Annotated in this window: 21 protein-coding genes, 3 tRNA genes and 1 rRNA gene; 15 read left to right on the forward strand and 10 right to left on the reverse strand. The window is 55.6% G+C overall.

Annotated features, from left to right (window positions below; genetic code table 11):
• The first annotated feature begins 28 nt into the window (after nt 1–28).
• A 5S ribosomal RNA gene (rrf, locus tag RZA33_RS00005) occupies nt 29–144 on the forward strand.
• Nucleotides 145–527: 383 nt separating this feature from the next.
• Here rrf and hisC read toward each other — a convergent pair.
• On the reverse strand, nt 528–1,589 hold the full coding sequence (hisC, locus tag RZA33_RS00010; RefSeq protein WP_317505800.1) for a histidinol-phosphate transaminase: 1,062 nt from the start codon (nt 1,587–1,589) through the stop codon (nt 528–530).
• Between the two features lie 166 nt (nt 1,590–1,755).
• On the opposite strand from hisC, the gene RZA33_RS00015 reads away from it, so the two are divergent.
• From RZA33_RS00015 to mnmH, 4 genes are all read left to right on the forward strand, one after another.
• Nucleotides 1,756–2,202: a copper resistance protein NlpE N-terminal domain-containing protein gene (locus RZA33_RS00015; protein WP_317505801.1), complete on the forward strand. Its 447-nt coding sequence runs from the start codon at nt 1,756–1,758 to the stop codon at nt 2,200–2,202.
• A 120-nt stretch (nt 2,203–2,322) separates the two neighbouring features.
• Nucleotides 2,323–3,693 carry a DNA repair protein RadA gene (radA, locus tag RZA33_RS00020; RefSeq protein WP_317505802.1) on the forward strand — a complete coding sequence of 457 codons (1,371 nt, stop codon included), beginning with the start codon at nt 2,323–2,325 and terminating at the stop codon, nt 3,691–3,693.
• 54 nt (nt 3,694–3,747) lie between these two features.
• On the forward strand, nt 3,748–4,785 hold the full coding sequence (selD, locus tag RZA33_RS00025) for a selenide, water dikinase SelD (RefSeq protein WP_317505803.1): 1,038 nt from the start codon (nt 3,748–3,750) through the stop codon (nt 4,783–4,785).
• Complete coding sequence (mnmH, locus tag RZA33_RS00030; RefSeq protein ID WP_317505804.1) at nt 4,782–5,867, forward strand: tRNA 2-selenouridine(34) synthase MnmH; 1,086 nt, start codon at nt 4,782–4,784, stop codon at nt 5,865–5,867. Before selD ends, mnmH begins: the two co-directional genes overlap by 4 nt.
• An 18-nt stretch (nt 5,868–5,885) precedes the next feature.
• Here the strand turns inward: mnmH and RZA33_RS00035 are convergent, their stop codons facing one another.
• Complete coding sequence (locus tag RZA33_RS00035) at nt 5,886–6,578, reverse strand: type 1 glutamine amidotransferase (protein ID WP_317505805.1); 693 nt, start codon at nt 6,576–6,578, stop codon at nt 5,886–5,888.
• A 124-nt stretch (nt 6,579–6,702) separates the two neighbouring features.
• On the opposite strand from RZA33_RS00035, the gene RZA33_RS00040 reads away from it, so the two are divergent.
• Nucleotides 6,703–7,305 (forward strand): YjaG family protein, encoded by a 603-nt coding sequence (locus RZA33_RS00040; protein WP_317505806.1) that lies wholly within the window; start codon nt 6,703–6,705, stop codon nt 7,303–7,305.
• Nucleotides 7,306–7,326: 21 nt separating this feature from the next.
• Here RZA33_RS00040 and hisF read toward each other — a convergent pair whose 3' ends face one another.
• From hisF to hisB, 4 genes are all read right to left on the reverse strand, one after another.
• Nucleotides 7,327–8,100 (reverse strand): imidazole glycerol phosphate synthase subunit HisF, encoded by a 774-nt coding sequence (gene hisF, locus RZA33_RS00045; protein ID WP_317505807.1) that lies wholly within the window; start codon nt 8,098–8,100, stop codon nt 7,327–7,329.
• On the reverse strand, nt 8,097–8,843 hold the full coding sequence (gene hisA / locus RZA33_RS00050) for a 1-(5-phosphoribosyl)-5-[(5-phosphoribosylamino)methylideneamino]imidazole-4-carboxamide isomerase (RefSeq protein WP_317505808.1): 747 nt from the start codon (nt 8,841–8,843) through the stop codon (nt 8,097–8,099). Before hisA ends, hisF begins: the two co-directional genes overlap by 4 nt.
• Before the next feature lie 11 nt (nt 8,844–8,854).
• Nucleotides 8,855–9,496: an imidazole glycerol phosphate synthase subunit HisH gene (gene hisH, locus RZA33_RS00055; protein WP_317505809.1), complete on the reverse strand. Its 642-nt coding sequence runs from the start codon at nt 9,494–9,496 to the stop codon at nt 8,855–8,857.
• A 76-nt stretch (nt 9,497–9,572) separates the two neighbouring features.
• Complete coding sequence (gene hisB, locus RZA33_RS00060) at nt 9,573–10,166, reverse strand: imidazoleglycerol-phosphate dehydratase HisB (protein ID WP_317505810.1); 594 nt, start codon at nt 10,164–10,166, stop codon at nt 9,573–9,575.
• A 252-nt stretch (nt 10,167–10,418) separates the two neighbouring features.
• Here hisB and RZA33_RS00065 point away from each other — a divergent pair, with 252 nt between their 5' ends.
• The 7 genes from RZA33_RS00065 (at nt 10,419) to RZA33_RS00095 (ending at nt 15,207) form a co-directional block, all read left to right on the forward strand.
• Nucleotides 10,419–10,901 carry a GNAT family N-acetyltransferase gene (locus tag RZA33_RS00065; RefSeq protein ID WP_317505811.1) on the forward strand — a complete coding sequence of 161 codons (483 nt, stop codon included), beginning with the start codon at nt 10,419–10,421 and terminating at the stop codon, nt 10,899–10,901.
• The gene (locus RZA33_RS00070) at nt 10,901–13,243 is read left to right on the forward strand and encodes an AsmA family protein (RefSeq protein WP_317505812.1); all 2,343 of its coding nucleotides are present in this window, start codon (nt 10,901–10,903) and stop codon (nt 13,241–13,243) included. Before RZA33_RS00065 ends, RZA33_RS00070 begins: the two co-directional genes overlap by 1 nt.
• 109 nt (nt 13,244–13,352) lie before the next feature.
• A complete protein-coding gene (gene mutY / locus RZA33_RS00075; protein ID WP_317505813.1) occupies nt 13,353–14,447 on the forward strand; it encodes an A/G-specific adenine glycosylase in 1,095 nt (364 codons plus the stop codon).
• A gap of 56 nt (nt 14,448–14,503) precedes the next feature.
• A complete protein-coding gene (locus RZA33_RS00080; RefSeq protein WP_317505814.1) occupies nt 14,504–14,779 on the forward strand; it encodes an oxidative damage protection protein in 276 nt (91 codons plus the stop codon).
• 123 nt (nt 14,780–14,902) lie between these two features.
• Nucleotides 14,903–14,978 (forward strand) — tRNA-Phe (locus tag RZA33_RS00085).
• A gap of 6 nt (nt 14,979–14,984) precedes the next feature.
• Nucleotides 14,985–15,059 (forward strand) — tRNA-Gln (locus tag RZA33_RS00090).
• A 72-nt stretch (nt 15,060–15,131) separates the two neighbouring features.
• Nucleotides 15,132–15,207: transfer RNA gene (locus RZA33_RS00095), tRNA-Thr, on the forward strand.
• Nucleotides 15,208–15,601: 394 nt separating this feature from the next.
• On the opposite strand, the gene RZA33_RS00100 is transcribed toward RZA33_RS00095, so the two are convergent.
• The gene (locus RZA33_RS00100) at nt 15,602–15,775 is read right to left on the reverse strand and encodes a DUF1289 domain-containing protein (RefSeq protein ID WP_317505815.1); all 174 of its coding nucleotides are present in this window, start codon (nt 15,773–15,775) and stop codon (nt 15,602–15,604) included.
• Nucleotides 15,775–16,140 carry a hypothetical protein gene (locus tag RZA33_RS00105; RefSeq protein WP_317505816.1) on the reverse strand — a complete coding sequence of 122 codons (366 nt, stop codon included), beginning with the start codon at nt 16,138–16,140 and terminating at the stop codon, nt 15,775–15,777. The genes RZA33_RS00100 and RZA33_RS00105 overlap by 1 nt, the downstream gene beginning before the upstream one ends.
• A gap of 315 nt (nt 16,141–16,455) precedes the next feature.
• Here RZA33_RS00105 and thpD point away from each other — a divergent pair, with 315 nt between their 5' ends.
• Nucleotides 16,456–17,457: an ectoine hydroxylase gene (thpD, locus tag RZA33_RS00110; RefSeq protein ID WP_317505817.1), complete on the forward strand. Its 1,002-nt coding sequence runs from the start codon at nt 16,456–16,458 to the stop codon at nt 17,455–17,457.
• A 118-nt stretch (nt 17,458–17,575) separates the two neighbouring features.
• Complete coding sequence (locus RZA33_RS00115) at nt 17,576–18,241, forward strand: fumarylacetoacetate hydrolase family protein (RefSeq protein ID WP_317505818.1); 666 nt, start codon at nt 17,576–17,578, stop codon at nt 18,239–18,241.
• Nucleotides 18,242–18,377: 136 nt separating this feature from the next.
• Here RZA33_RS00115 and speA read toward each other — a convergent pair whose 3' ends face one another.
• Entirely contained in the window at nt 18,378–20,294 is a 1,917-nt protein-coding gene (speA, locus tag RZA33_RS00120; protein WP_317505819.1) for a biosynthetic arginine decarboxylase, read from the reverse strand.
• Nucleotides 20,291–21,250, reverse strand: coding sequence for a homoserine kinase (locus tag RZA33_RS00125; RefSeq protein WP_317505820.1), 960 nt, complete (start codon nt 21,248–21,250; stop codon nt 20,291–20,293). The genes speA and RZA33_RS00125 overlap by 4 nt, the downstream gene beginning before the upstream one ends.
• Nucleotides 21,251–21,409 lie beyond the last annotated feature (159 nt).

Here is a 21,409-nt window from a genome sequence, read left to right on the forward strand (position 1 = left end):
GCCAGCATGATATACATCGCCAGTTACGCCTGACGACCATAGCGAGCGTGAACCACCTGATCCCTTGCCGAACTCAGCAGTGAAACCGCTTAGCGCCGATGGTAGTGTGGGGTCTCCCCATGCGAGAGTAGGTCATCGTCAGGCACTTATTTAACGAAGAACCCAGCCAACCGGCTGGGTTTTTTGTCGCCCGAAAGAAAAGTGCACACCCCTTGTCATGGCGAGGAGCTTGCGACGCGACCATCTCGTCCTGCGGTGGCACCCACCCCGAGATCGCCGCGCTTCGCTCGCGATGACAGAGTCAACGGCAATGCCGAGGCGGGAAAAGCGTCATGTCATGGCGAGGAGCGCAGCGACGCGGCCATCTCGACCTGCGGTGGCACCACCCCTGAGATGGCCACGTCGCTTCGCTCGCGATGACAGAGTCAATGGCAATGCCGAGGCGGGAAAAGCGTCATGTCATGGCGAGGAGCGCAGCGACGCGGCCATCTCTAGCCTGAGGTGGCCTTCGCTGCGCTGCTGGTTAGTTAACCGCAGATTGTCTCTAGCGCTTCAACCAAACTATCCATCTCATCATCGGTGCCGATAGTGATGCGAAGGAAGTTGTTGAGTTCTGACGTATTGAAGTGGCGCACCAATATGCCCCGCTCGCGTAGGCTGGCAAATAGCTGCGCGCCTTCGTACTCGGGGTGCTGGGCAAGCACAAAGTTGGCCTTGGAGGGCAGTACCTCAAACCCCAGTGTTTCAAGACGTTGACGGGTACGCTCGCGGGTAGTAATTACATGCTCGCGGCAGGCCTCAAAATGCTCTGCATCCTTTAGTGCGGCAATGCCTACTAAGCTTGCCAAACTATCCACTGGATAAGAGTTGAAAGAGTCTTTGACCCGCTGTAACCCGTCGATTAACTCCTCTGAGCCCACTGCATAGCCCAAGCGAAGACCTGCTAAGCTACGTGATTTCGAAAAGGTGCTAGTGACCAACAGGTTCGGGTAGTGATCAACCAGCGCGACGGCGCTCTCCGCGCCGAAGTCGACATACGCCTCATCTACCAGTACCACACGGTCCGTCACCCGCTTAAGCAGTGCTTCAATAGTCGCCAGCGAGTGCGCATGGCCAGTAGGGGCGTTGGGATTGGCAAAAATAACGCCGCTGCGTTCGCCTTCGTTGGCGAGAGCATGGGTGTCGACTTCCCACTGAGCATTAAGCGGATGCTTGCGAAGCTCTATGCCGTAGAGATTGGCGTAAACGGGATAAAAACTATAGGTGATGGCAGGCACATCAAGCGGGGCGTTGTGGCAAAAAAAAGCCTGAAAGGCAAACGCCAACACCTCATCGGAACCATTGCCCACAAAAATTTGGCTACTGTTAACGTTAAGCGTTTCCGCCAGGGCTGCCCGAAGCGATGCGGATGTTGGATCCGGGTAAAGCCGAAGGTGGTCGGTGGCGTAATGGCGTAGCGCTTCGCCGACGCCCGGCGCAGGCGGGTAAGGATTTTCATTGGTATTGAGCTTAACAAGCTTCTCGCGTGGCTGCTCACCGGGTACATAAGGTGTTAATCCGCGAACAGCCGGACTCCAGTATTGGCTCATGGGGGTAACCTGATTATCGTAGCAAGGTATGTCATGGTCGCTTGAAGACTAACCAAGCGCAAGCATTCGCAGTGCTAGGGGTGTGCGTTGCACCTTGTAGCGGTTATGCTGTCATAACTGTGCAACCATAGATATGACGTCCAACACGAGATTAAGGAGACACTCAATGCAACTCAAGAGTTTGCTAGCCGGTTCGGCTATGTTGGCACTGCTGGCTGGCTGTGCGAGCGGCCCGATGGAGCAGCCACAAGAAGAAGCAGCGGCCGCCCAGCAAAATTACCAAGGCTCGCTGCCATGTCGTAACTGCGATGGTATCGATCTGGATGTCACGATGGTTGGGGAAGAAACCAGTGCCGCTGAAGAGCGCACCTTCACGTTGAACGCTTCTTACCGTAACCATCCCCAAACCCCGCCGGACGAAAACTACGCGGGTAACTGGGAAGTGTTGACCGGCACGCCGTCTGATCCGGATGCAACGGTTTACGAGCTGACGCCGGATGGCGACGGTCAAATCTATTACTTCATGCGTATTGATGAGGATACCTTGGAGTTGATTGATCCAGAGCGCCGCCGTTTTGAAAATGGTGAGATGCTTCAGCTAACGCGCCAGTAAGCTAATCGTAAGCATCGCAAAGGCGGCCATTGGCCGCCTTTTGTATGTATATATACCCCTTAGCTGAGTTGCTTCCTTCGTGCAGCGCTCAGCCCTCATCGTGATAGGAGCGTCATCGCAGTGGCCAAAGCCAAAAGCGCCTTTGTGTGTACCGAGTGCGGCGCTGAATATCGCAAATGGCAAGGGCAATGCAGCAGTTGCCAGGAGTGGAATACCTTAAGTGAAGTCCATTTGGCGAGTGCGCGTCCTGGTGCTAGTGCAGCCCCTGGCCGTTCTGGCTACACGGGTGATCTTTCTCGAGAAGTGATTGATCTGGGTAATGTTGATCTCAGTGAAGTGCCGCGGATGAGCTCTACGTTTGCCGAGTTCGACCGCGTACTGGGTGGTGGGCTTGTGCCCGGTTCTGCAGTGCTGCTTGGTGGCAACCCAGGGGCGGGTAAATCGACCCTGCTGCTGCAAACGGCCTGCAAACTTGCTCAGCAACGGCGCATTCTCTATGTGACGGGCGAGGAATCACTTTCTCAGGTAGCCATGCGTGCCCATCGCCTGCAGCTACCAACCAGCGGTTTGAAGATGCTCGCCGAGACTAGCGTCGAAACCATTCTAGCGGTCTCTGAACGCGAAAAACCGGAAATCCTGGTGATCGACTCGATCCAGACCATGCATCTGGAAGATATCAGCTCGGCGCCAGGGGGCGTTGCCCAGGTACGTGAGTCAGCCGCGGCGCTAACGCGCTTCGCCAAAAAGACCAATACAGTCTTGTTGCTAGTAGGGCATGTGACGAAGGATGGATCGTTGGCGGGGCCCAAAGTGCTTGAGCATATGATTGATGCCTCCCTTTTGCTGGAGGGTGGTGCAGACTCGCGCTTTCGTACCCTGCGCGGTCAGAAAAATCGTTTTGGCGCCGTGAATGAACTCGGCGTTTTCGCGATGCTTGAACAAGGCCTTAAAGAGGTTAAAAATCCCAGTGCGATCTTTCTTTCCCGCCAGGAAGTGCAGGCGCCCGGCAGCCTTGTCATGGTGGTGTGGGAAGGCACGCGGCCTATTTTGGTTGAGGTGCAGGCGCTGGTCGATGAGTCGGCGCTGGGTAATCCACGACGCGTTGCGGTTGGCGTGGATCAAAATCGTCTGGCCATGCTGTTAGCTGTACTCAACCGCCACGGCGGCCTGTTTACTGGCGATCAGGATGTGTTCTTGAACGTCGTCGGCGGTGTCAAAGTGCTTGAAACCAGTGCTGATTTAGCAGTGCTGCTGGCGGTCGTATCTAGCCTGCAAAACCGTGCACTGCCCAAAGAATTAGTGGTGTTTGGTGAGGTTGGGCTTTCCGGCGAAATACGCCCGGTGCCCAGCGGCCAAGAGCGCATTGCCGAAGCGGCCAAGCATGGCTTTTTACGAGCGATAGTACCGCGTGGCAATGCCCCCAAACAGGCCCCTAAGGGGATGGAGGTGATTGCCGTTGATAAACTGAGCGATGCCTTAGAAGCGCTGTAGCGTGAGCTATACTAATCTTATTTGCTAATATCTAGAGTGCCAAGGAGAGACACCATGAGTTCGATTCGTTTGACCCAATATAGCCACGGTGCTGGCTGTGGCTGCAAAATTGCTTCCAACGTGTTGGATGGGATTCTAGCCAAGGCGGGGCCTGCAGCGGGCCATAAGCATCTCATCGTGGGCAATAATGGGCGCGAAGACGCGGCGGTGTACGACCTTGGTGATGGCCGCGGTATGATCGCTACCACCGACTTTTTTATGCCGATTGTTGACGACCCCTTCGATTTTGGGCGTATCGCTGCCACCAATGCCATCAGCGATGTTTATGCCATGGGCGGCACGCCAGTCATGGCGTTAGGCATTTTAGGCTGGCCGCTGGATAAGCTTAGCGCCGAAGTCGCGGGGGATGTCATGGCAGGGGCGCAGGCCGTGTGTCGTGAATTAGGCGTTGCCCTGGCCGGTGGCCACTCTATTGATGCGCCCGAGCCGATTTTCGGGCTTGCCGTTAACGGCTTGGTGGATCTCGACAAGCTCAAGCTCAACAGCACCGCTCAGCCTGGCGATCTACTGTTCTTAACCAAGCCGCTAGGGGTGGGAATGTTAACCACGGCGGAAAAGCGTGGTTTGCTGGAAACCGGCCATCACGGCCTCGCCCGCGAAACCATGCTTAAGTCCAACAGCATTGGTATGAAGCTCGCTGATGTGAAAGGCGTTAACGCGATGACCGATGTCACCGGGTTTGGTTTGGCAGGCCATCTGTCTGAAATATGTCAGGCCAGCAATGTCATGGCGAAAATTGACTTTCGCCGCCTGCCGCGCCTAGCCGAAGCAGAAACATACCGCCGGCAAGGCGCTGTGCCCGGCGGTACGCTGCGTAACCGCGATGCCCTGGGTGAGAGTCTCCCCGCCATGGATGAACCTCACTGGCAGTGGCTGTGTGATCCGCAAACCTCGGGCGGCCTACTGCTCAGCGTAAACCCAGCATGGGAGGACGACGTTGAGCGTATCGGCCGCGAGTTCGGCTTAACCTTGCAGTCATTTGGTGTAATGAAAGCGCGTCAAGGTAAAGCGTTAATTGAGGTCGTCGGGTGACGCAGACGACGCCAACTGGCTTGAGCTTGATCAGTGAAGCTCGACCATTAATCGACGTGCGTGCCCCGGTAGAGTTTGCCCAAGGCGCGCTGCCGGGTGCCGTTAATCTACCCTTGATGGTAGACGACGAGCGTCGTCAAGTAGGCATTGCCTATAAAAAGCACGGCCAAGCCGCGGCGATTGAACTAGGCGAGCGCTTGGTCAGTGGTGATGTCAAGCAGGCCCGGATCGCGGCGTGGCAAGCGTATTTAGCTGAGCATCCAGATGCCCTAATTTACTGCTTTCGAGGTGGTCTGCGCTCGCAAATTGCCCAACGGTGGTTAGCAGATGCGGGCATTTCAAGGCCGCGCCTGGAGGGCGGTTGGAAAGCCATGCGTAAAGCGCTCTGTGAGCGTATCGACGCCGCGGCCTTTCAGCCTATGCTGGTGATCGCCGGGCTAACCGGGTGTGCTAAAACGACGCTGATCAATCAGCTCGACAACGGTGTCGACCTGGAAGCCTACGCCCGGCATAAAGGCTCTGCCTTTGGTCGTAGGCCCGAAGAGCCCACTACTCAAATCAACTTTGAGCATGCGCTTGCCAAGCGGTTAATCGGTCTGACCGAAGGGCTGGTTGTTGAGGATGAATCCCGCCAAATTGGCCATGCCAATATCCCGCTCAATTTCTGGCGGGGGCTTCAGCAAGCGCCTCGGGTCCGTATCGAGATGCCATTGGATTGGCGGATTGCCCAGATACAGCAGGATTATATTAGCGACTTAGAGCAAGCCTACACGGCTCGCTATGGCGGCGACCAAGGCTGGCAATTAATGCAAGCGCAGTTAAGCAATGCCCTTATTCGCCTGGGTAAACGCCTGGGTAACGCCCGCCTGCAGCGCTTACAGCGTCTTCAGGCGCTGGCATTCAAAGAGCATGCCCAAGGTAACCCCCAGGCCCATGAAGCCTGGCTCGCACCATTGCTCACCGAGTACTACGACCCGCTCTACCGTTACCACTTAGAGAAGCAGCGCGACGCTGCGCCGCCAGAAATCTATGTGGGCGATTGGGATAGCTGTCTAGCGGCCGCCAGACAGTGGAACCGCTGACGACCTGGCTGGCTACTGTTACGCTGCTTTAAGCCACTGAGTCATCACTCGATCAAGTAGTGGCGCGAGGTCAACAAAGCGGTTGGGATTGTCGAGAATTTTGGCGTTGTCTTGCACATAGCGCGTCACTACCGATGAAGTGTTCTGAGGGGGTGGGGCAGTGCTAAGTAACTGTTGCACGCTGGTGGCGGTGGCTTCTAAATGGCACAGCAGACCGATCACCCGGCCTTTGTCCCAGGTAAAACCCTGCAGCGGCGCAGCTTCGCTACCGCCTAGTGGGAGCGCATCTTCAGGCAAGCTAAAGATATAGCGATGCCACATAAACGCCGCGAACGCTTCGGGTAAATCCAGCGAGCTTTCCGGCGCTAGGGTGACGCTATGCCAGCCCGTCTCAAAGTAAGTGCCAGGGCCCACTACCGCGCCTAGCGCTTGGGCTATCCAGTGGGCGCCTACACCAATACCCAGCAGCGGTTTTTGGCCATCCAAATAGCGGTTGATGAGTTTATCTTCGGCTTTAAACCACGCCGGTGGTTGGCTGAGTAGCGCCTCTGGGCCATCAAGTATAATCAGTGCGTCAGACTCGTTTGGGCGAGGTGTGAGCTCGCCTGCGTAGAGATGAAAAACGGTGTAACTATGGCCCATACTGGTTAGCCAATCGGTTAAACGGGCGGGGCCATAATCAGGGCCGTGCTGTAGCAGATGAATATGCATGATAATCTCCTCGCCGGCCTTAAAATCGTCAAGACATTGGGAGGTTCCCCAATGCTATTCAGTGACGATAACGTAACCGTGACTGTTCACCAATATCCCCCGTTAAGCGATTCAGGAAATTAGTATGGTGTCGAACCCTCAGGGCTTTTATCAACGCCTGCAAGAACTCCCCTTACCGGCCCAGCAGGCCTTTATGGCGGCATTATGCGAACGCTTGTTGCCGAACTACGCGCTGTATGAACAAACCACGGGGCAGGGCGATGGTCATACGCTCAACGCCGTGCTGAGTTTGGTCTGGGAGCGGCTCAACGTGCCCAGCGCTAACATCGATTTTGCCCGCCAAGCAGAAAAACTCGCCGAGTGTGAGCCACCTGCAGAAGATGACAGCTTTGGCGCCCGGCGTGCCCTTGATGCGGTGGTTGCTGTGTCAGCGCTACTGGACACCCTGCAAGGCGAATCCCCCGAGGCCGTGCTGGATGTTAGCCGCACTTCCCGTGCCGGCGTGCGCGCGTTTATAGAGCTCACCGAGGGCGAAGATGATGCGCAAACACTGGCTCTGATTATTCGTGACCACCCACTGATGGCTGATGAAAACGACTTCCAAGACGCCGTATTGGAAGCCGTCAGCCAACCGTTGGATAAGACGACGATGAAAGAAGTGCGCCAGTTAGGCCGCAACGGCGGTATCAGTAACTTAGGTTTAACGCTGGAAGACACCGGGGTGTAATGCCCCGGCAGGCTGGGGTTTCTATAGCCGCATGTCGATGCCGCGTTCGGCCATATAACGCTTAGCTTCGGGAATGGTGTACTCGCCAAAGTGGAAAATGCTTGCCGCGAGCACCGCATCAGCGCCACCTTTCAGCACGCCATCGACAAAGTGATCCAGATTGCCAACACCGCCTGAAGCAATGACCGGCACGCTAACCGCTTCGGAAATTGCGTGGGTCACGCCTAGGTCAAAGCCAACTTTGGTGCCGTCGCGATCCATGCTGGTGAGCAGCAGCTCACCCGCGCCGAACTCAACCATCTTTTTAGCCCATTCAACGGCGTCCAGGCCTGTTGGGCGACGGCCGCCGTGGGTGAAAATCTCCCAGCGGGGCGTTTCATCCTCTTTAGACACCCGTTTGGCGTCAATCGCCACCACAATGCACTGGCTGCCAAAACGCTCGGCGGCTTCGCGCACAAACTCAGGGTTTGTTACCGCCGCAGTGTTGATCGAGACTTTGTCTGCCCCAGCGTTCAGCATGGTGCGTATGTCGTCACAGCTGCGAATACCGCCGCCGACGGTCAGTGGAATAAACACTTCGCCAGCAATACGCTCGACCATCTCCACCGTGGTGTCGCGGTCTTCATGGCTAGCAGTAATATCGAGGAAAGTGATCTCGTCGGCACCCTGCTGGTTATAGCGCTGGGCAATTTCCACTGGGTCGCCGGCATCGCGAATACCGATAAAATTAACGCCTTTGACCACGCGCCCGGCATCGACATCCAGGCAGGGGATAATGCGTTTGGTAAGGCTCATGAACGGCCCCCCGTTAGTTGGTCGCTTAATTGCTGTGCTTCGGCGACGTCTAGGCTGCCTTCATAAATCGCCCGGCCAGTAATAGCGCCTAAGATGCCGCTATCAGCTACCTCGCAAAGTGCTTTGATATCGTCCAAATTGGTCACACCACCGGAGGCAATCACCGGTAAGCCGCCTTCGCGGGCCAACTGCGCGGTGGCTTCAACGTTGACGCCCTGCATCATGCCATCACGGGCGATATCGGTGTAGACGATACTAGAGACGCCGTCGTTGGCGAAACGCTTGGCAAGCTCAGTAGCCTTTATTGTCGATACTTCGGCCCAGCCGTCAGTGGCGACATAGCCATCCTTGGCATCAAGCCCAACAATGATATGGTCAGGGAACGCGCGGCACATCTCACCTACAAACGAGGGTTCCTTGACCGCTTTGGTGCCGATAATCACGTAGGAGACACCGGCGCTTAAGTAGTGTTCGATGGTTTCAGCGCTGCGAATGCCGCCACCAATTTGAATCGGTAGGTTAGGGTAGGCACGGGCGATCGCGGTAACAGCGTCACCATTTACCGGCTTGCCTTCAAAGGCGCCGTTCAAGTCTACCAAGTGCAGGCGGCGAGCGCCGGCTTCCACCCAGCGCGCCGCCATGGCCACCGGGTCATCGCCATAGGAGGTGGCGTCTTCCATACGGCCTTGTTTCAGCCGGACGCACTGGCCGTCTTTGAGATCAATCGCGGGAATTACCAACATAAACAATCCTCTCAGGGCGTCCAAGTGACAAAGTTTTCGAGCAGGCGCAGGCCCGCGCGGGAGCTTTTTTCGGGGTGGAACTGCACCGCGAAGGTCGAGTCACGACCAATGGCGACGTGGGCGCTGACCTTGCCGTACTGGGTAGTCCCCAGCACTTGCGCATCTTCAGCCGCATTCACGTAGTAGCTATGTACGAAGTAAAAGTGTTCGTGGTTATCAATACCGGCCCACAGCGGGTGATCGTGATGCTGCTCGACCACGTTCCAGCCCATATGCGGCACTTTCAGGCGTTGCTCGTGGACATCGCGCATATCACTTGGGAAACGGTCCACGCTGCCTTTGAAGAAGCCCAGGCACTCCACGCCACCGTTCTCCTCGCTGCGCTCGAGCAGCATCTGCTGGCCTACGCAGATGCCCAGCAGCGGTTTAGCTTGGCGCGTTAAAATATCCTCTACCAGCCCGCGTAATTCGGTGCGTTCAAGTTCGCCAACACAGTCGCGAATAGCCCCTTGGCCAGGCAGGACCAAGCGGGTCGCGCCAAGAATGCGGCGTGGGTCGCGGGTAATGACTACATTCTCATGCGTCACATGTTCCAGGGCCTTGGCCACAGAATGCAGGTTGCCCATTCCATAGTCGATCACAGCAATGGTCATGAAGCGCTCCTTAGAGAAGTAGACAAGATGGGAGTAGCAGCATCGCCTGTGGCATCAAACATGACATGGCGCAGCATTACAGGCTCCCTTTGGTGGAAGGCATTTGGCCTGCCATGCGCGGGTCTTCCGACACCGCCATGCGCAGGGCTCGCCCGAAGGCTTTAAAAATTGTTTCCGCCTGGTGATGAGCATTAAAGCCTTTGATGTTGTCGATATGCAGAGTGACACGGGCGTGATTGACGAAACCTTGAAAAAACTCCCAGAACAACTGGGTGTCCAGGCTGCCAATGGTATCGCGGGTGAACTCGACGTTCATATATAGACCAGGGCGCCCGGAGAAATCGATGACTACCCGGGAAAGTGCTTCATCAAGAGGAACATAGGCGTGACCATAACGATAAATACCGCGCTTATCACCAATAGCGGCTAAAAAAGCTTGGCCTAGGGTAATCCCAAGGTCTTCTACGGTATGGTGGTCGTCAATATGCAGGTCACCAGTCGCGTGGATGTCAAGATCAACCATCCCATGGCGGGCAACCTGATCAAGCATATGGTCCAGAAACGGAACGCCGGTTTGGCAGCTAAGACGGCCTTCGCCATCGAGATTGACGCTGACCTTGATCTGCGTTTCGTTGGTGTCACGGCTCACCGTGGCAATACGCGCTGACATGTTGCATCTCCTGCGCTGTGGCACGCTATGGGGGATAGTCCTTAGGAACGGATCCTTAGGAACGGTTCCTTAGGAATGGTCCTTAGGGGCAGTCGGTGACTATGCATCAAGTTACCACTGTTTGAGGCAGCCAGTGACAAAACGGCCATTATAGTGAATTGGCACCCTCATCCGCTACAATGCGCGACATGTAGCCGTTATTAACAACGACACAAACAGCAGCCAGGCTGCTTAGGCGAAGAGGATTTCATCATGCCGGTGACACTGCAGCATGTCGACCAAGCCTGTTGGGAAGCCGACGAGCAGGTGCGCCTTGACCTAGTTCGCATTTACCAGGATGCGCCCCAAGAGCGCATGCCTACCCCAACGGTTGAGCCATTTATCGAGCAGCATTTTAAGGGCCAGCACTTTTTTGCCTGTGCACACTTTAACGACCGGCTATTGGGGGCGGTTGCTGTGCAAGAAGGCGCAGACGGGGCCTGGTGGCTTTCAGAGTTGTGTGTCCGCAAAGCGACGCGTCGTCGTGGCGTCGGGTCGCGCTTAATGGCGCTGTTAGGCGAGCAGGCCAAACAAGAAGGTCGCGTCCTACGAATTGAAACCTCTTCGCTGCCACTGGCCGACCGTGTAATGCTATCTAAATTAGGCTATCGGCCAATGGCCAATCCAGAAGCTCCGCTAGCGGGAATGCCTGCTACCAGCGATTTTGTAGAGTTAGACCCACAAGGGAAAGGGTAATGAAACAGTTATTACGTATTTTGCTGGCGGCCGTTGGCATCCTTGCCATCGTCGCGGTCGCCGCCGTGGTCTATGTGACCACCTTTCTTGACCCCGAAGATTTCAAGCCCCGCTTAACCGCCGTTGTGGAAGAGCAAACCGGCCTCAATTTAGCGCTAGAAGGCCCTATTAACTGGTCATTCTACCCGCGAATCGGTGTCAGTGTAGAACAGGCGCGGGCTTGGTTGCCCGAACAGTCTGAAGACAATCCCGCTTTTGCCGCGGTTGACCGTGCAGAGGTAAGTGTGGCGTTTGGCCCGCTGCTACGTGGGGAGATTGCCGTTGATGGCTTAACGCTGGACGGTGTGCGCCTAAATCTAGAGCGCGATGCTCAAGGCGAAGGTAACTGGGAATCTTTGTTAGAGCGGCTATCCGAACAAAGTAATGGAGCGGCGGAAACGGTGCTGGCGCCTGCCAGCGCAGGCCCCAATGCCGACGCCGGTAGCTTGGCCGTAGTGCTGAGTATCGCGAGCGTTGAAGTAAAAAACGCCGACATTCGCTTTCGTGATGTACAAACCGAAGCATTGTGGCGCCTGCAGGAACTCAATATCTCAGGGAGCAACGTCAACCCTGTGCGCGCCTTTCCGCTTAAGGCCATGTTCACTCTGACCAAGCATAACCGCCTGGACGCGGAAGTGCTGGAACGTGCCCCCGACATGACCAGCGAGGTAAATCTTGAAACGCGCATGCGGCTTGGTTTGGAAGAGGAGCTTTTCGTACTCGAAAATACCGCCTTGTCCACGCGTACGCACACCAAGGTGAATGAAGAACCACAACAGCTCAGCTTAAAAGCCACCGAAATCGTCGCTCGTATGGGCGAACAGCAACTTTCTATTAAAGAGGGGTTGCTGGAAACAGGGCTACGTAATGCTGACAACTGGCAGGGTAGTCTGGCGATGGCACTTGCCTTTGGTTTGGAAGGTGACTGGCAAGCGCAAACTGCCCAGCTGAAAGAACTGCAACTGACCGGGCCAGACGGCCTACGGGTTAGTGGCCATTTAAATCTGGCACAACTCCGCGAAGCACCGACCTATAGCGGGCAAATAACGGCCGCCCCTTTTACCTTGCGCCCATGGCTTTCTCGCGCAGGCATTACTCTTAATACCGCCAGCGAATCTGCACTCAGCGATGTGGCTATGACCAGTCCGGTTAAAGGTGATACCGAGCAGTTCTCGCTGCCGAGTCTCTCGCTGGTAGTGGACGATAGCACTTTTACAGGCGAGCTTTCCGCGGCGTTAGACGGTTCTCGGCTGGCATTCGACTTAGCTGGCGATCAGTTAACGCTGGACCACTACTTGCCTGGAGCGGCCACTGCGAAGCAGGCCAGCCGCGGCTTGTTGCGCAAAGCCTTCGCGCAAAACGGTGAGGCGCTGCTGCCGCAAACCGTGCTGGATGAATTGACGCTAGAAGGCGATTTGAGTGTCGATAACCTAATTTTTGCTGGGTTGACGTTCGATAACCCGCGTTTGCAGCTGCGCGGGGAGAACGGCGTCCAGCGGCTAACGGCGTTTGAGTCAGGTTTCTACCAGGGTGAACTCAACGCCACCGGCCAGGTGGATGCCACGGGGTCAGTGCTAGAGTGGCTGCTGTCGCCGACGATTAGTAACGTCCAAGTGGCGCCGTTAATTGAAGCGATCAGCACAGAAGAAGAGGCGTCACCGCTACGCGGGCGCTTTGACCTATCTGGCGACCTGACAAGCCAAGGCAACACGCGGGCAGCATTAACCAGTAATCTCAATGGCACGCTCGCGGCCCGCCTCAACGACGGAGCTATTTTAGCCACCAACATCTCTCAGCAAATGTGCGAATTGGTGGCCCAATTAGAAGAAGGCGAGGGCACTCAGCGCGACTGGTCTGCCGATACCCGCTTTGAGCGCTTTGAGGCCACCTTGCAAATTAACAATGGGGTGGTGGCAAGCAACAACTTGCTGATTACTTTGCCGGGCATTGATGTTCAGGGCGAGGGTGAGTTCAACCTTACCAGCATGAACTTTGATACCCGCGCGAATGCTCGTTTGGTCGATACCGCTGACGTGGCATGCGAGGTTAATCCACGCCTTGAGCAGCTGCCGCTCCCAGTACGCTGCGAGGGAAATTTGGGCGATGAGCGCACCGAGTGGTGTCGTTTTGACCGCGAAATGTTCCAGACCGCCGTGGTGGACCTGCTGCGTAACGAGGCTGGAGAGCGTGTGAATGAAGAAATGGAAGAACGCTTAGGCGATTCTTTAGACGATTTAGATGAACGCCTTGGCGAAGGCGCTGCCCAAGAACTCCGCGACGGCCTGCGTGGTCTGTTTAACTGAGTATCGGTGCAGGTTCCAAATGTAAGCCATCAGAGCTGCGCCGGCCTCAACACCGGCGCTTTTTTATTGAGAGCTTATCCATATGAAACACTCTTGTTAAGGAGCGTGCATGGCTGATATGCCCACGCCGCGGCTAGCGGCGGACGAGTTTCAGCGTCGTCTCCTGGTTTGGTTCGATCAACATGGCCGCCACGACCTACCTTGGCAATCGCCGCGCAGCGCTTATCGGGTGTGGGTGTCGGAAATTATGCTGCAACAAACCCAGGTCGCCACCGTTATTGCCTATTTTGAGCGCTTTATGGCGCGCTTTCCTACCCTGGAAGCGCTTGCGAACGCACCGCAGGATGAAGTGCTGCACTTATGGACCGGGCTTGGCTATTACGCTCGTGCGCGGAACTTGCATAAAGCTGCCCAGATTGCGCTAGCCGAGCACGCTGGAGAACTACCGACACACAGTATTGAGGCGTTAGTAGCGCTCCCCGGCATTGGCCGTTCCACCGCTGGCGCAATCATTGCGCAAAGTGCCGGGCAGCGGGCCGCCATTTTAGATGGCAATGTAAAACGCTCGCTTACTCGCCTGCACGCGTTGCCTGGTTGGCCGGGCAAGCCAGCGGTAGAACGCAAGCTATGGGCGCTTGCCGAATATTACACGCCCGACACGCGGTTAGCCGATTACACCCAGGCGATGATGGATTTTGGCGCTACGCTATGTAAACGCAGTAAGCCCGATTGCCCGCGCTGCCCGTTTAATGATGTCTGTTTGGGCTATGCTCAGGGCGAGCCGCAGCGTTACCCTGAATCCAAGCCGAAAAAGGCGCTACCCACGCGCCAGACAATCATGCTGATGCTGCGCGACCCGGAAGGCCGGGTATGGCTGGAGAAGCGCCCACCCACCGGCCTATGGGGTGGGTTATGGAGCCTGCCGCAGTTTGACAAACACAGCGAACTCAACGACTGGCTGGAAGCCCATGCGGTGAATCCCGAGCGTGAAAGTACCCAGGCTAGCTTTTATCATACTTTTAGCCATTTTCGCCTAGCGATTACCCCGCAGCCGGTCAGCTGCGATAGGCTGGGCGGTATTCGTGAAAGCGGCGTGTGGTACGACATCAATCACCCGCCGGCGCTAGGTCTTGCTGCCCCGGTAAAAGCACTGCTCAGCCAGCTGGCACCGTTTACTCTCAATCCAACCCCAGGCCACGCCTAAGCGTTTTCTAGAGGGTTCAATGATCGCCAATAAAATCCCAGAACCAGGAGCATTCTATGAGCAACACCGTTTTTTGTCGCAAGTACCAAAAAGAGCTGGAAGCGCTGCCGTTTCCACCGCTTCCAGGTAAACAGGGCCAGGAGATTCAGGCGACGGTTTCCAAGCCCGCTTGGGAGGCTTGGCAGGCACTGCAAACCCGACTGATCAACGAAAAGCACCTTAATATGCTGGATCCGGAGTCACGGGCGTACCTGATGGAGCAGATGCAACGCTTCTTCGATAACCAAGAAACCGACCAGGCTGAAGGGTACGTACCGCCTCCACAGGCATAAGCGACTAAGCGGTGCGATGAAGAATGCAGTACAAAACACCCCTAAGCACCGGTATAGCAAGAAAGTTTCACAAAGGTGTTGACGGAAAGCGGCGATTTTAGTTTAATACGCACCGTTGGCAGCGGCCAGATAGCTCAGTCGGTAGAGCAGGGGATTGAAAATCCCCGTGTCGGCGGTTCGATTCCGTCTCTGGCCACCACACTGCTGGGGTATCGCCAAGTGGTAAGGCACCGCTTTTTGGTAGCGGCATTCCCAGGTTCGAATCCTGGTACCCCAGCCATTGCCAACAAAATTTCTTGTTGATTGTGGAGCCTAACGGCAAAGCAATCATGTTCTCAAGAAAACGTGAAGCGCCGACATAGCTCAGTTGGTAGAGCAACTGACTTGTAATCAGTAGGTCCCGGGTTCGACTCCTGGTGTCGGCACCACTAAAAAGTGGTTAAAAGCAAAGCGTTAGAGAATTAGATTAAGCCGTCCGAAAGGGCGGCTTTTTCGTATGTGTCTACAAAGTGTCTGCACTTAGAAACTGCAAATGTTTAATGTTGCACTAAAACCAGCCTGCGGGTTCGGCCTCTAAGTACCAGCTGAAGATCAGCAATTCTATACATCTGAGCCTTTGCCAGCGTCGGCTGTGTAGCGGATGCCAATGGTTTCGATGAAGTATCCCGCGAAGATACGGTGGATTTTTGGGTGATCATCGAGGCTGATAATACCTGAAGACCGCCTCCCAATTGGAATGTTAAAGCAAGATACTCAGTCCCTTTTGGTTTTTAGTAAAATGCTGCAAAATTAGTGATGCGAGTCCCGACACTGAATGCGGAATTACTTATTGAGTTTTTTACGGCGCTGATCTGCCCGCTTGAGAGCGGTAATTTTTTCCGGGCGTTTCATCGATTTCCAGTGGCGTATCTCCTCCACGCTCCTTCCGCAGCCGGTACACAGGCCCCCTTTGAGCTGGCAGACGGATATGCAGGGGCTGTCGATTTTTTTGGCCATCAATGACTCACTGCTGCTGATTTTAATCGGTGCTGCCAGTCACCGTTATGGGTACGCTGGCACGCCTGTTCGCTATCAAAATCGATATGCTGCGAGATGTCGTCAATCGCGACATCGGCCTCGGCCAGCGCCGAAGCGGTTAGCTCATGCAAACGCTGCTTGGCCTCACTCTTGAGCGCTTGGGCTAGATGGGCGTCCGTGTCGAATACCCAGGTAATCAGCAAGCTGTCAGGAAAATGTAAATAGTCGACGCGATGAGTGAGCCATGCGAACCCCTGAAATTGAGGCTTGGCCTGCTCGCAGGCGTGGGTCAGCGAAGCAATCAGCTTTCTCTCTACTTTGCCGCGTTCCCTTTTGGGGATCATAACTACTCCTTGATGGACAGCCCAGCGCCGCTTTTGCTTTATAAGCATTAGCTGGTTATCTAGTCGTATCCGTTACAATAAAGCTTAGAATCATTAGCGGAAATAAGGTTGTGAAAGTGCTGATTAAACGTCGAGTCGCCTTAAATCCACTCTTCAATTTTTTTCACGTAACCTACGTTATCAAACCGTCATTCGCTCCTTGCAGAGAAATTTAAGTTGGCTAGGCTGCTCTTTGCACGCCGTTTAGGTCGTGCATTTTAATTTCTATGTGCAATATCTTCGATCTGAAACCTAATCATACAAGGAGTGGATTAGATGACAGTCAAAAACACATCGTTAAATACTGTAAACATCCATAAGCAATATAGCGAATTAGCCGACACGCCTAATGCTCACAGCAAGCAGGCTCAGCGCGCGCAGGAGGGACAGGATGCCTACCCGTCGCGCTTGGCTTATACCCCTGAGAAAACCTGGCTGCCGCGCCAAGAGGCGGTGGTCAAAGGTCGTCAACGCTCGGGGCCGTTGAGCCAAGCACAGCTTGATGAGTTTGAACGTAAAGGGTTTTTGTTTATTCCCAACCTCATTGAAGGCGCTGAGCTTGATCAACTGTGTCAGGAAATGAGGGCGTTGATGAGTAACGATGAGTATCTCAATAAAGATTTCAGCGTTACTGAGCCCGATAGCCAGGAAATCCGCTCGCTATTTGCGGTGCACTTTCTTTCCGAACGCTTGGGTAAACTGGCCAGAGATGAGCGTTTAGCGGGGGCTGCTCGTCAAATCATTGGCGCCGATCCTTATGTGCATCAGTCGCGGATTAATTATAAGCCGGGGTTCGCCGGTAAGGGCTTTAACTGGCACTCTGATTTTGAAACTTGGCACGCGGAAGATGGCATGCCAGCGATGCACGCAGTAAGCGCATCGCTAATCTTAACCGACAACCACGAATTCAACGGCCCGTTAATGCTAATTCCCGGTTCGCACAAAAAGTTTGTACCGTGCTTAGGGGAAACGCCGGAGGACAACCACAAACGCTCGCTGAAAGCGCAGGAAGTGGGCGTGCCAAGCCCAGAGGCGCTTACCGAGTTAGTGGCTCAGCATGGAATTGAAGCGCCAAAAGGTAGGGCGGGTGGTTTGCTGCTGTTCGATTGCAATACGCTGCATGCTTCTAATGCCAACCTGTCACCCGACCCGCGTAGTAACGTGTTCTTCGTGTTTAATCGCCAGGACAATCGTTGCATATCGCCTTACGCAGCGGCTAAGCATCGTCCTGATTTCTTGGCTCACAGCCCTGATCAACAGGCGCAGCCATATCGCTAACGCGCAGTGGGGAAACAAATTCATGGCCGAAGGGTGTGGTACCTTCGTATGGGTGGGGTAAACTGTTGCGTCTGTCGTTGCGAATGCGGCACGCATAATGAGAAGGAGAATACCCGCCATGCGTTTTGTTCCACAGTTTACCGATGGCCAGGAGTTTCCCCACCCGCTGGGCAAGGTTGTCTGCATCGGGCGTAATTACGCCGACCATGCGAAAGAGCTGGATAATCCGGTTCCCACGGAGCCGCTGCTGTTTATTAAGCCAGCGACGAGTGTTGTTGATCTAAACAAACCGTTGGATCCGCCGTTTTCCCGGGGCGATGTACATTACGAAGTAGAGCTTGCTCTGCTGGTGGGTGAAACCTTAACCCATGCAACCCTCGATGAAGCCGAGCGCGCCATTGTAGGGATTGGCTTGGCGATGGATCTGACCTTGCGTGATGTACAAACGAAGCTAAAAGAGAAGGGGCATCCTTGGGAAGTTTGCAAAGCGTTCGACGGTGCCTGCCCGCTTTCGACGTTTCTGCCGCTAAGCCGAGTGCCCAACTGGAATGCGCTTGAGTTCACGCTTGAGATCGATGGTGAAGAACGTCAGCACGGTGAGGGAGCTGACATGATCTTTGCTGTCCCCGCGCTGGTGGCCGAAATGAGCCGTCACTTCACCCTGGAACCAGGCGATGTGGTTCTAACCGGCACGCCTTCAGGCGTTGGGGAGCTGGTGCGAGGCTCAAAACTGCGCCTAACCTTGACCGGTGGTTTAGAAGTTGAAACCAGCGTGGTTGAGTAACACAGATGCCTTAAGTAGCTGTTAGCGTTAAGCTAATAAAACGCCACCCGTTAATCACGAGTGGCGTTTCTTTTTTGGGGCTATTTAAACCAGGTTGTTCAAACCCGGTTATTCAAGGCAAGCTATTCAAGATCAGCTATTCAAGATAGGTATAGCCTGCGAGACCTTCGCTTAAGTTCGCCGCAAAGCGTGCCTGCTCGTCAGCCGTGAAGCCGCTTGCTGCTAGCTGGTCGGTGAGTTTTTGTTTTAGCACATTGGCATTAAAATTAACGTAGGCCAGCACGTCGGCCACCGAGTCGCCCGCTAGCGGGTTAGACAGCGTCCACTCGCCATCTGCATTGAGCGCGGCGTCGACGGAGTCGGTATCGCCAAACAGGTTATGCAGGTCGCCTAGAATTTCTTGATAGGCGCCCACTAAGAAGAAGCCGATCCAGCGCTCATCGTCCGCTGCCCATTCGGGTAGCGGCAGGGTACTTTCCACACCCTGGCCATCAACATAGCTGTCGATACGGCCATCGGAGTCGCAGGTAATATCCTGGATCACCGCCCGGCGGGTGGGCGCTTGATTGAGGCCACTCAGGGGGAGTACCGGGAAAATTTGCTGGATGCCCCAAACATCGGGCACGGATTGAAACAGCGAGAAGTTGACGAACAGTTTATCGGCAAGCTTTTCTGCTAGTTCATCCATGATCTCGCGGTGGGCCCGGTTGCGGGTGTCAAGCTGCGTACGCAGCCGCGCACAGGCGGCCATATACACCCGCTCGCCCTCGGCACGGGCGGCAATATCGCTTAACCCCATGACAAAACGATCTTGCAGTTCGCTAACCGCTTGCAGCAGGTCGTGCCACGCTTCTACCAAGACGCGTGGTTCCTGGGGCTTGGCGAGTTGCTCGAATACCCGCCATAGCAAATCGACTTGCGCATCGTCCTGAGGGCGTCGAACGGGCGGTGTATCATCGATACGCTCTTCGCCAATCACGTTGGTAATCAGCACGGCGTGGTGGGCGGTCAGGGCGCGGCCGGATTCGCTGATTAAATGTGGCTGCGGCAGGTTCGCTTCTTGGCACAGTTGGGCAAAGGCACTGACGACATTGCGCGCGTATTCGCGCATTGAGTAGTTAGCCGAGCAGAAGCTACGCGAGCGAGTACCTTCGTAATCGATGCCCAGGCCACCGCCGACGTCCACAGTGTCGATCGGCACACCCAGCTCCATCAGGTTCTGATAGAAGCGTGCGCACTCGCGCAGCCCGCGCTGGATATCGCGAATATTGGCAATCTGGGAGCCCAGATGGAAGTGCACCAGCTGTAGGCTTTCCAGCGCGTCCTGGTCACGCAGTGTGTCCACTACCTCAAGAATCTGACTGGCGGTCAGCCCGAACTTGGACTTCTCGCCACCGGTATTCTGCCATTTGCCTTTACCCACCGAGGCAAGGCGGGCGCGCAGGCCAATCCGCGGGGTGACTTGCAGCTCGCGAGCCTCTTCTAAAATCAGCTGCAGCTCGGAGAGCTTTTCAACCACAAGATAAACTTTATGGCCGAGCTTCTCGCCCAGCAGCGCCAAGCGTACATACTCGCGGTCTTTGTAGCCGTTGCAAACGATCAGCGAAGAGCCGCCGTCAGAAAGCGCCAACACCGCCAGCAACTCCGGCTTGCTGCCCGCCTCCAGCCCCACACGGCCACTGCCACGCTCAGCGGTGGCCAAAATCTCTTCCACGACACGGCGCTGTTGGTTGACTTTAATCGGGTAGACCGCGGTATAGCCACCCTGGTAGTTGGCATCTTGCATGGCCGCATCGAAGGCGGCGCATAGCTGCTCAACGCGGTCGTGGAGGATATCGCTGAAACGCACCAATACCGGCAGGCGCAGGCCGGCACTTTGCAACTGGCGAACCAACCCACTCAGCGGTAGCGCGGGGCCTTCAGCGTCGCTACCCAGCGGACGCACAAGAGCTTCGCCCTGGTCGTCGACATCGAAGTAGCCGCTGCCCCATTGGTCGATGTTCCAGGTGCGCCGCGCGCGAAGCGCAGGGCTAGTCGTCTCCATCACAGTCATGCAGAAACCTCAGGCAGCGGCAGCGCACCATGGGCAATGCGCGCGTTTAAAATAGTGCGGAAACGGTCGGGGTCGTGGGGTGTTAAATCGTGGGCCGGCGGGTCGACGTAGACCACCAGCAGGCGCGATAGCCAGTAGCGAAGCGCCGTCATGCGTAGCATGGTGGGCCACAGTTCCTGCTCATTGGCAGTTAACGGGCGGCGCGCCTGGTAGGCGCTCAACAGCGTATTGTAGCGCTCAGGGTGAAGCGTGCCATCGTCGTTAGAGGCCCAATCATTGATCACAATTGCCAGGTCAAACAGCAGGTCACCGGTGCAGCCATTATAAAAGTCAATAATACCGCCGAGTTGATCACCCTCAAACAGGGTATTGTCGCGGAAAAGGTCGCCGTGCAGGGCCCCTTGGGGCAGCGTATCGTGCTGGCTAAAGGCGCTTTCAAAGTCGTCGACTTCGTCCTTCATCAACATTTGATCGGCGGGGCTCAGGTAGCTAAGCACCTTGTGGTGCATCACATGCAGCCAGTTTAGGTCGCGCGGGTTCGGGCGGTGGCCAGAAAAACGCTTCGATACCACGTGCATACGGCCCAGGGTGTCACCCAAGGCTTGGCACTGGGCTAAATTGGGGGCCTCGGGATGGCGGCCTGGCAGGCGCGGAAACAGCAGCGCCGGTTTGCCTTCCAGGCTATGCAGCGCGACACCGTCCCTGTCGTGCACCGTACCCGGTACCGGTAAGCGGTGCTCGTCCAAATAGTCCAGCAGTTCAACAAAGAACGGCAGCTCGGCGTGCTCGCCTTGTTCAAACAGCGTTAACACCAGTTCGCGGCGGTCGGTGGTGACAAAAAACGTCGAATTTTCGGTGCCGCCGGCCACGCCCTGTAGGGAAACGAAACTGCCGACATCAAATTTTTCTAAAAACGCGGCGACCTGTGCGTCGCTAAGCGGAGTAAATACAGCCATGAGAGTCTCGCCCAGGTTGCTAAGCCCGTTATTGTAGCGGCTTGAAAGCTCAGTTGGCAGCGTTGTCGTTATCGATGTCGACACACAAGCGCTTTGGCTCTGCAGGCTGGCTGCGCAACGCGTATCATAGGGGCAACGATTTTTAACACCTCTTTGCCA

Source organism: Halovibrio sp. HP20-59 (assembly GCF_033052795.2).
GTDB lineage: Bacteria > Pseudomonadota > Gammaproteobacteria > Pseudomonadales > Halomonadaceae > Vreelandella.